We start from the raw sequence: 9,099 nt of genomic DNA on the forward strand, positions 1-9,099 counted from the left end.
CCGCCTGCAGCGACCCCGCGCCGGCAGCGGCGCCGCCGCCGGCCAGCGCCGCACGCAGCCGCGCGGTCTGCGCCGCCGACGGGTGCCTGGCCTGCAGCTGCTGCAGGCGCCGCTGCGCATCGGCGCGGCGCCCCTGGTTCAGGTCGATCATGCCCAGGCCGAGCAGCGCGTCGGGCTGCGCCGGGTCGGCCGCCAGCAGCTTGCGCCAGGCATCGGCGGCCAGGTCCTCGCGGCCCTGGTCGAGCCAGTAGTTGCCCTGGTTGACCAGTTGCTGGGTGGACGCGGCGTTCTGGCTCCATGCCGGCGCGGTCAGCACGCACAGGCCGAGCAGACAGAGGGGTTTCAGGTTTTTGCGGAACATGTCGAACTCCACGCGGGCAGCAGGCGCCCATCGGCAGCAAAACGGAAACGGCGATCCATCCAGCCGCGCCCGAACAGCACCAGGACGCGGTCGTAGTAGCCAAGGGCGTCGGCCGCCGGGCCGGTCGCCGGGATGCGGGCGGCCTGCGCGGCGGCCGTGGCCGGCTGGCCCAGCGCCGACAGGTAAGGCTGCAGCGCGGCGGAAAAGCCGGCCGGCGCGGCGCCGGTGCCGGAACCGCTGCGCGTCTGGATCTTCTCGGCGAAACTGCCCTGGGCGCGCAGCAGCCGCGCCGGGCCCGGCAACGCGTCGAGCAGCCGCGGCCGCAGCGGTTCGCCCGGATCGGTCATGCCCGCCCACAGGTAGCAGCGGATCGCGTCGTAGCTGCCCACCGCGCCCTTGGACGGATCGGCCACGAAGGCCTCGCCGTTCCAGGCGGTCCAGTCCGGCGCGAAGCCGGTCGGCGAGGCCGCGCGCAGCATCGCCACGCTGCGTTCGGCCAATCGCGCCCAGGGACCGCGCGGCTCGACCGCGGCGAACCGGCGCAGCGCGAACAGCGGCAGGTAGCTGGGATTGAGGATCCAGCGGTCGCGCTGCACGAAGCCGCGGTTTCCCGGCAGCAGCATCGGGCCGAATTTCGGCAGCTCGACCACTTCGGCGCTGCGCATCAGCCCCAGGATCTGGCGTCCGGCCTGGGCCAGCCCGGGCCGGTTCCACAGGCGGCCGGCCTCGAGCAGGGCGTAGGCGATCCACAGTTCGCCGTCGGAGGCGGTATTGGCGTCGAGCACGCGCCACTGCCCGTCGCCGGCACGCCCCCACAGCCAGGCCGGCAGGTTGAGGTCCGGGCGTCCGCCGCACAGGTGCCGGCGCGTCCACGCCAGGATGCGGTCGAACAGCACCGGGTTGTTGTCCGCCAGCGCGAAGAACAGCGCATAGGACTGCGACTCGGAGGTACTGCGCAGGTCCGGGTGGGTGTGGTCGACGACCCGCCCATCATCCTGCACGTGCCGCTGGACGAAGCCATGCCAGTCGCGCCAGGGCGTGCCGCAGGCGACTCCGGCCGCCGGCGCGGGACAGGCGGCCAGCGCCGTCGCGGCGGCCATCAGACCGAGCACGTCGCGCCTGGACAGCATGGCCGGACCTGCCTGCTCCATGCTCAGCCGGCCACCTTCAACCGCGCGCGCGCATGCCGGCGCAGCAGCCAGCCGGCCAGCATCGCCAGCAGCAGGCACACCAGGCCCACGCCCAGCGCCATCCACAGCGGGTGGTGCGCGAAAAACCAGCGCAGGGCCAGCAGCGGCGGCAGCTCGCCGACGTAATAGGTCTGGTTGCCGGCCAGGCTGCGCACCTTCTCGCCGTGCAGCAGGACCACGCTGCCCTGGAAGCCGCGCAGGCGCTCCGGATCGAACCACGCCTCGAACAGGCGGCTGACATGGCCCGGCTCGTCGGCCATCAGCGCCACCACGCTGCGGCCCTTGCGCAACGGCGATTCGAAGCCCATCAGCAGCACGTCGCCCGGTTCCGGGCGCACACCGACCTCGGCCACGGTCGGCAGGTCGGTACGGCGCGCGTCCGCGGAAAGGAACGCCGGCATCTTGTTGAACAGCCAGTCCGAAAGGCCGAAGCGGCGCACCTGCGCACCATCGCCCACCGGCATCGCCGCGGCCCAGCGCGCGAACAGCGGCTGGCTGCGGCGCGAGCCGAGCACCAGCAGGTCCTGGTCGGCGTGTTCGTCGACCTGCCGCGCCTGGATGAAGCGCGTGCGCAGCGCCGGGTAGCCGGTCGAGGCGCCCATGCGGCCCAGCAGCGCCAGCGCGTTGGCCACGTCATCGCCATTGGCGTTGTCCGGCATCACCAGCGCGCTGCCGGACAGGTCGGCCAGGCGCGTGAAGGGGAAGCCGGCATTGCCGAAGGCAGCCAGGTTCGGCATCGCCATGTAGTGCGCGAAGCCGCTCAGGTCGATGGTGGAGGAATCGTCGATCGAGGCCGACACGTCCGGGAAGGTGTTCTTGCATTCCTCCGCGCGCGGGCGGTCGAAGAAGAAGTGGAAACGCAGCTGGCTGCTCGCCGACAGCGGCCCGGTCGGCAGCAGCAGCGGCTGCTGGATCGGCATCGCGCCGCGCGCGCCCAGCTTCTGCCACATCTGCCGCGGCACCGAGGTCGCCAGCGGCCGGCCGTTGAGCGGCAGCGTGGTGACGAAGGCATCGTTGATGCTGATGTTCAGCGCCGACTTGTCCGCGCCTTCGGGCAGGGTGTAGCGGTAGCGCAGGTCCACCGGGATGCCGTCCTTGCGCCACACGAACAGGTCCGGCGGCAGCTGCAGGCCGATGCGGATCAGGTCCGGGTTGTAGCCGACCACGTTGAGCTCGCTGGTGCTGCGCACCAGTTCGGAAAAACGCACCGGGCGATCGCTGGGCACCCAGTTCGGCGCGTCGTAGGGCTTGCGCGGCGCGGCCTCCTTGACGTCGCGCAGGGTGACGCTGGCGCCGGACAACGGCGCCCCCAGCGCCAGCGCGGTGGCCGCCGCGCGCAGTTCGGCGTCGTCGCGGCCCAGCACCAGCAGCAGCTTGCCGCCGGCATCGTTGGGGTTGCTGAGCACCGCCAGCGTCGGCCCGGCCACCTCGGGCAGCGCCAGCCCGGCCGGCAGGTTGCGCGGCGTCGCCACGACCACGGCATTGCCGCGTGCCGGCAGCGCGCCGGTCGAGACCGGGAACATAGCGCCGCGGTAGCCGGCCAGCGCGCCGAACCACGAGGACACGATGCCGGCGGCCTGCAGCTGGCCATTGGCCGGCTGCCCGGCGAACACGAACGGCAGTTCGAGCCGGCGGGTGTCGCGCGAGTCGAAGAACGGCACCGGCAGCAGCGCCAGGTCGTTGCTCAGCGGCAGCGGCAGCCAGCCCAGCTCCAGATAGCTGGCGCTGTCGATGTTGGCCCACAGGCTGGTGTGGTCCGGGTCCTCGCACTCGCGGGTGTAATGGCCGATCAGCTGCAGGTTGACGCGGTTGTAGTCGGTCACCAGGCGCGGGTCGATGGCGACATCGCGCTCCACCGGCCGGCCGGCCTCCTCCACCGATACCGGCAGCGTCGCCACGGTCACGTCGTTGACGGTGACGCGAAGGTGCGACAGGTCGGGCAGCAGCGCCGGCGAATAGGTGTATTTCAGGTGCAGCGCGGCGTGGTCGACGACCTGGTCGCTGCGGATCGAGAACGGAATGCCGGCCGTGCCCTGGATGCCGCGCAGGGTCACCTCGTAATCCAGCCCCAGCTGCTTGAGCGTGGAGCGGCTGCGCTGCAGCGGCAACCCCGGCGCCGGCTGCGCGGCGGCGGCGGGCTCGGCCTGCAGGCCCGGCGGCAGCGGCATGCTGGCCGGCGTCTGCGCGTGGGCGGCGCCGGCCACCAGGGCCAGTGCGAACGCCAGCGAGGCGCAGCGTGCCCGCGCGGCGGGAATCAGCGGTGTGTGCAGGCAATGCTTCATGCGGTTTCTCCGGGAGCGGGCTGGGACTGGCCGTCGTAGCGCCCCCTGGTGATGACGAATCGGCCCAGGCGGTGGAAGCCCCTGAGGCTGGCGCGGAGCACGTCGGACAGCGAGCGCAGGAAGGTGTCGCGCTCGTGCCGGCCCCACAGCGAAACCCAGATGTCGGCGCGGGCGAAAGTGGAGGCGATCAGCCAGCGCTCCTGTTCGACGCTCAGCTCGCCGAACTGCAGGCTCAGCCCCTGCGCATCGCGGTCGTGGCGCACCACGGCCGGCAGGCGGTGGCTGCGCTGGCGGTGGCGCAGCTCGATTTCCACCGCCGTATCCGGCTGCACCGGCTGCGGCTGGTCCAGGCGGATGGCCATGCCGCCGGTGGAGAAATCGACCGTACTGCACGGCAGCGCCTGGCCGTCGGGCAGGTGCAGCACCGCCTTCATTTCCAGCGGTACGCGGTGGGCGCGGCGGATCTGGCGCTGTTCGCTGCAGGTGGCGATCACCGCGCCGAGCATGATCATGTTGTAGAGGGTCCAGCCCAGGTTGAGCCAGATGGTGTTGACCTCGCCGCTGCTGTCGGCCAGCACCAGCCTGACGATGCCGGCGACCACGCCGACCAGGTTGAGCAGGAGCAGCAGCAGGTAGGGGCGCGCGATCTGCGCGTCGAAATAACTCTTGTGGACCAGGCCGCCCTTGGCGGTGACGTTGAACTTGCCCAGCCGCGGGTTGATCACCGCCATGAGCGTCGGCCGCAGGATGTACCAGGCCAGCGCCGTCTCGTACACCTCGTTCCACAGCAGGTGGCGATGCGCGCCCTGGATGCGCAGGTTGGTCAGGCTGGCCTGCGCCAGATGCGGCAGGGCATAGGCGAAGATCATCAGCGCCGAGGCGTGGATGACGTGCGCGCCGAAGAACAGGAAGGCCAGCGGCGCGGTCAGGAAGATGATGCGCGGCAGTCCGTAGAAGAAGTGCAGCATCGCGTTGGTGTAGCAGATGCGCTGCACCAGGCTCAGGCCGCGGCCCAGCATCGGATTGTCGACGCGGAAGATCTGCGCCATGCCGCGCGCCCAGCGCGTGCGCTGGCCCACGTGCGCCGACAGGCTCTCGGTGGCCAGGCCGGCGGCCTGCGGCACCGGGATGTAGGCGCTGCGGTAGCCGGCGCGGTGCAGGCGGATGGCGGTATGCGCGTCCTCGGTCACCGTCTCCACCGCGACGCCGCCCACTTCCTCCAGCGGCGCGCGCTTGATCACCGCGCACGAGCCGCAGAAGAACGTGGCATCCCAGGCGTCGTTGCCGTCCTGCAGCAGGCCGTAGAACAGCTCGCCCTCGTTGGGCACCTTGCCGAAGGTGCCCAGGTTGCGCTCGAACGGATCGGCGGAGAAGAAATAGTGCGGGGTCTGCACCACCGCCAGCCGAGAGTCGTGCAGGAACCAGCCCATCGACATCTGCAGGAAGGAGCGTGTCGGCACGTGGTCGCAATCGAAGATGGCGACGTATTCGCCGTCGCTCTTCTTCAACGCGGCGTTGATGTTGCCGGCCTTGGCGTGGTTGTTGTTGGTGCGGGTGACATAGTTCACCCCCACTTCCTCGCAGAACTGGCGGAACTCCTCGCGGCGGCCATCGTCGAGCAGGTGGATCTTCAGCTTGCCGGCCGGCCAGTCCATCACCGTCGCCGCAAGGATGGTGGTGCGCACCACCGACAGCGGCTCGTTGTAGGTGGGAATGAACACGTCCACCGTCGGCCACTGCGACTGGTCCTCGGGCAGCGGCAGCGAACGGCGGTGCAGCGGCCACGCCACCTGGAAATAGCCCAGCACCAGCACCACGAATGCGTAGACCTCGGCCATGACCAGGCCGAAGCCCAGGGTCAGGTCGACCAGGCTGCCCATGCCCATGGTTTCGGTCAGGCGCCACCACATGTAGCGGCTGGACATGACCAGCGACAGCCCCATCAGCACCAGCGGCACGATGCGGTTGCTGGCGCGGCGCAGGCACAGGCCGATGACGAACACCGCCAGCGAGAACAGCAACTGCTGCGCCACGTTCAACGGCACGGTGACGACGAAGGCGATGAGCAGCACGCCCACCAGCACCAGTGCGGCCAAGGCAATGCGGGCCAGAGCCTGCGAGCCCTCGGGTCTGATCGAAAGTCTCATGGTTTACCCCTCTGCGCCGCCCGGTCGGGGCGGCCATGCCGGTCCGGGCCCGCCTCCACGGCGTCCCTCCCCGGCGTTGGAGCCCCTTCGCCTACTGCCCGCGCAGCCGGATCAGGGGACTGTCATCCGCGATGGCTCCGCCGGTCTCGGCAAGCCTGCGGAACAACTGCGACAGCGGCGTGTCCGCCGCCACGGCGGCGCCGGCGGCCGGCGCCGGGGGCATACCCGCTTCCTGCGGGACCAGCACGTCCGCCGCCGCTTTGGCCGGTCGTGCCGCCGCCGTGGGCTGGGGCAGGGCGGCCTCGGGGAAATCCCGGTACTCCGGCCTTCCCTTGCCGTCGCCAAGCTTCATGAACAGCCCCGCCACGTCGTCATCGCATCCCGGGGGGCCCATCGAATGATCTCTGCTCATGCCACACACACCTTTTCCATCGTCAGAACACCCGCGCAACGGTGAAGATCGAAAGGTCGCGGTTCTCCGTCGCCAGGTGGCGGACGTCGAGAACGGCCAACATGCCGGCAGCGCGCAGCCAATGACGGTAGGCGCCTTCGAGGAAGCCGTGCTGCCAGCCGTTGCCCGGCCCCAGCGCCACGGCAAACGGCGAACAGGCATGCACGATGCGCAGCTGGTCGTGGCGTTCCTCGAACGCCGCCCATCCCCACTCGCATTCGCTCCAGACGGCATTGACCGACGCCTGCAGGGCCTCGACCGTGGCTGCGGGCGGCAATGGATGGGCGTCGGCAAAACGCTGGCCGATACGCGCCATGAGGCGTGCCGACTCTTCATCCGGCAGCGCCTGGCCGAATTCGGCCGCCATCGCGCGCAGGAAACCGCGCCACTGCCGGGCACAGGAACGGTCGCGGTAACCATCGAGCAACTCTGCCGGATTCACCGGATCACTCCCTTGTGCATCACTCCCTCGTGCACCGGCACCTTGCCTACGCTGCCCATCCCGCCCTCTCTCGCGAACCACAAAAAAACAATTGCGGATTAGATCACACTTTCATTTCCGGCCCATGAAGCAACCAACGCGACAGACCCATGCCGCCGCGCCATCATTTTCCACGGGGATGGCACAGCTAAACACACGACCGTAAGAGAACCCCGGCCAGATGGCGCCGCCTTTGCGCGAGGGCGCCGGAAATGCCGCAGAGATGAAGCTGTCGCGCCGGCACGGGCGGCGGCCCGGCCAGGAAAGCCGGTTATCGGCGGCGCAGCAGCAGCCTGGGAACCTGCACGGCCGCATGCGCCCAGATCGCGCACCACACCGCGGCGCGCACCAGCAGGCCGCGCCGCGGCGCCTCGAACTTGCGGAAATAGCGCCACAGCCCGCGATGCTTGTGCCATTCCACGAAGAACGGCCGCGCGCGGCTGGACACCCCGCGCACGTGCAGCACCGCCAGTTCGTTGGCGACGGCCACCATCGCCCCTGCCTCACGCGCGCGCCGGCACAGGTCCAGGTCCTCGGCATGCAGCCGGTAGCCCCCATCCCAGCCGCCGATGCGCTCGAACAGCGCGCGCGGCATCAGCAGCAGCGCGCCGGACAGGGCCGGCACCGGCTGCAGCGGCTGCGCCGGATCGGCGGCCACCGCCAGCCGCGCGCCGGCCGCCGGATTGCGCAGCATCGCGGCGAAGTCGGGATCGCGGCGGCGCACCGCGGCATCCGGCCGCCCCTGCTCGTCGACCTGCTCGACGCCGAGCAGGCAGTCGCCCAGCGGCAGGCCGAGATCGCGCAGGCGCGCCAGCGTATCGGCCTCGACCATCAGGTCGGGATTGACGAAGGCCAGCCACGGCGCGTCGCTGTCCCACGCACCCTGGTTGCAGGCGGTAGCGAAACCGGGATTGTCCGGATTGGCGATGAAGCGTACGCGCGCATCGGCCAGGGCGTGGCGCTGGGCGATGCCGAGCGAGCCATCGCCGGAGGCGTTGTCCACCACCCGGATCTGCGCCACGTCGCGCGCGCCGCGCAACCGCTGCAGGCACTCGTCCAGCGTCGCGGCGCTCTGGTAGCTGACGACGACGACGGCGATGGACGCGCTCACGGCAGCGCCTCCGCCGGCGGCTCGCCGCCATCGCCGAACAGGTCCGGCTGCCGCGCCGGCATCGCCGCCTGCTCGCACAACGCGCGCAGGTGCTGGCGATGTGCATGCAGCGGGTCGTCCATCAGGAAGCCGGCCAGGCGCGCGGTCCAGGTCGGCCAGCGGCTGGCCAACACCTCCATGTCGCCATCGGCGGGCCGGCCTTCGTCGTGGCGGCCGACGAAGGCGTTGTCGCACAGCACGTTGCGCCAGCCCAGCCCGCTCATGCGCAGGCTCAGGTCCACCAGCGCGGCATACCAGGATGCGCAGCTGCTCGTATCCAGCCCGCCGGCGCGACGCCGCGCGCTGCCGCGGATCAGCACCGCATGGGTGACGGCCGAGGGCAGTTCCGGATGCAGCAGCGGCATCGACGCGCAGGCCCGTACCAGCCGCGCGGTATCTGACGGCAGGGGATTCAATTCGCCCGCGCGCGGCCAGGCCACGGTCTCGCCGGCATTGCTCCACGGCGTGGCGGTGGCGATGGAGGCATCGCGCGCGAGGCAATCGGACAGCTGCTGCAGCCAGCCCGGCAGCGGCAGCGCATCGGGCGCCAGTACCGCCACGTCGGCGTCGCCGCAGGCCTGCAGCATTTCCTCCAGGTGCGCCGATTCGCCGATGGCGCGCGGCCGGCGCGTGTATTCGGCCTGCAGCTGGGTGCGCGCCAGCCACGGTTCGATCACCGCCTGCACGCGCGGCCCGCCCTGCGCGTCGTCGGCCAGCCAGATCGGCGTACCGGCCGGCGTGGCCGCTTCAAGCGCCGCCAGGCAGGCATCGAGCGCCGCGTCGTCCACTCCCACCGGCAACAGGATCACCGGCAGGGTCATGCAGCGATCCCGGCATGGGGTGGAACGGATGGTGCGGAAATGGTCACGACCGGCGATTCCCTGGTACCGACGCACCGGACTCTAGCAGCCGCCCGGAACGGCGCGCACCCGTAGGAGCGGCTTCAGCCGCGATGAGGCTTTCAAGCATATGCCGCGTTCAACACCTGCGCGGCACTGCGGCGAATGCAGCGGGACAGCCCCATCGCGGCTGAAGCC

At 70.8% G+C, this 9,099-nt stretch carries 8 protein-coding genes; all 8 read right to left on the minus strand.

What is annotated here, in order from left to right:
- Positions 1-361: tetratricopeptide repeat protein (locus tag QMX80_RS16885; protein WP_282278331.1), on the minus strand; the 361-nt coding region annotated here is incomplete at its 3' end.
- Positions 343-1,461 (minus strand): cellulose synthase complex periplasmic endoglucanase BcsZ, encoded by a 1,119-nt coding sequence (bcsZ, locus tag QMX80_RS16890; protein ID WP_282278336.1) that lies wholly within the window; start codon positions 1,459-1,461, stop codon positions 343-345. The genes QMX80_RS16885 and bcsZ, both read right to left, overlap by 19 nt.
- A gap of 53 nt (positions 1,462-1,514) precedes the next feature.
- On the minus strand, positions 1,515-3,833 hold the full coding sequence (gene bcsB, locus QMX80_RS16895; RefSeq protein WP_282278332.1) for a cellulose biosynthesis cyclic di-GMP-binding regulatory protein BcsB: 2,319 nt from the start codon (positions 3,831-3,833) through the stop codon (positions 1,515-1,517).
- Positions 3,830-5,980: a UDP-forming cellulose synthase catalytic subunit gene (gene bcsA, locus QMX80_RS16900; protein ID WP_055766031.1), complete on the minus strand. Its 2,151-nt coding sequence runs from the start codon at positions 5,978-5,980 to the stop codon at positions 3,830-3,832. Before bcsA ends, bcsB begins: the two co-directional genes overlap by 4 nt.
- A 91-nt stretch (positions 5,981-6,071) precedes the next feature.
- Positions 6,072-6,392 carry a hypothetical protein gene (locus QMX80_RS16905; RefSeq protein ID WP_273080824.1) on the minus strand — a complete coding sequence of 107 codons (321 nt, stop codon included), beginning with the start codon at positions 6,390-6,392 and terminating at the stop codon, positions 6,072-6,074.
- A 22-nt stretch (positions 6,393-6,414) separates the two neighbouring features.
- Entirely contained in the window at positions 6,415-6,798 is a 384-nt protein-coding gene (bcsD, locus tag QMX80_RS16910; RefSeq protein ID WP_152984113.1) for a cellulose biosynthesis protein BcsD, read from the minus strand.
- A gap of 385 nt (positions 6,799-7,183) precedes the next feature.
- The gene (locus QMX80_RS16915; RefSeq protein WP_282278335.1) at positions 7,184-8,023 is read right to left on the minus strand and encodes a glycosyltransferase family 2 protein; all 840 of its coding nucleotides are present in this window, start codon (positions 8,021-8,023) and stop codon (positions 7,184-7,186) included.
- Positions 8,020-8,883, minus strand: a complete 864-nt coding sequence (locus QMX80_RS16920; protein ID WP_235504252.1) for a glycosyltransferase — start codon at positions 8,881-8,883, stop codon at positions 8,020-8,022. Before QMX80_RS16920 ends, QMX80_RS16915 begins: the two co-directional genes overlap by 4 nt.
- Between the last annotated feature and the right edge of the window lie 216 nt (positions 8,884-9,099).

Source organism: Stenotrophomonas sp. PS02297, assembly GCF_029959705.1.
GTDB lineage: Bacteria > Pseudomonadota > Gammaproteobacteria > Xanthomonadales > Xanthomonadaceae > Stenotrophomonas > Stenotrophomonas nitritireducens.

What these genes read in the sequence shown, in the direction of transcription:
- bcsZ (WP_282278336.1), bottom strand. Translation starts at nt 1,461, where the DNA reads ATGGCCGCCGCGACGGCGCTGGCCGCCTGTCCCGCGCCGGCGGCCGGA.
- bcsB (WP_282278332.1), bottom strand. Translation starts at nt 3,833, where the DNA reads ATGAAGCATTGCCTGCACACACCGCTGATTCCCGCCGCGCGGGCACGC.
- bcsA (WP_055766031.1), bottom strand. Translation starts at nt 5,980, where the DNA reads ATGAGACTTTCGATCAGACCCGAGGGCTCGCAGGCTCTGGCCCGCATT.
- QMX80_RS16905 (WP_273080824.1), bottom strand. Translation starts at nt 6,392, where the DNA reads ATGAGCAGAGATCATTCGATGGGCCCCCCGGGATGCGATGACGACGTG.
- bcsD (WP_152984113.1), bottom strand. Translation starts at nt 6,798, where the DNA reads ATGGCGGCCGAATTCGGCCAGGCGCTGCCGGATGAAGAGTCGGCACGC.
- QMX80_RS16920 (WP_235504252.1), bottom strand. Translation starts at nt 8,883, where the DNA reads ATGACCCTGCCGGTGATCCTGTTGCCGGTGGGAGTGGACGACGCGGCG.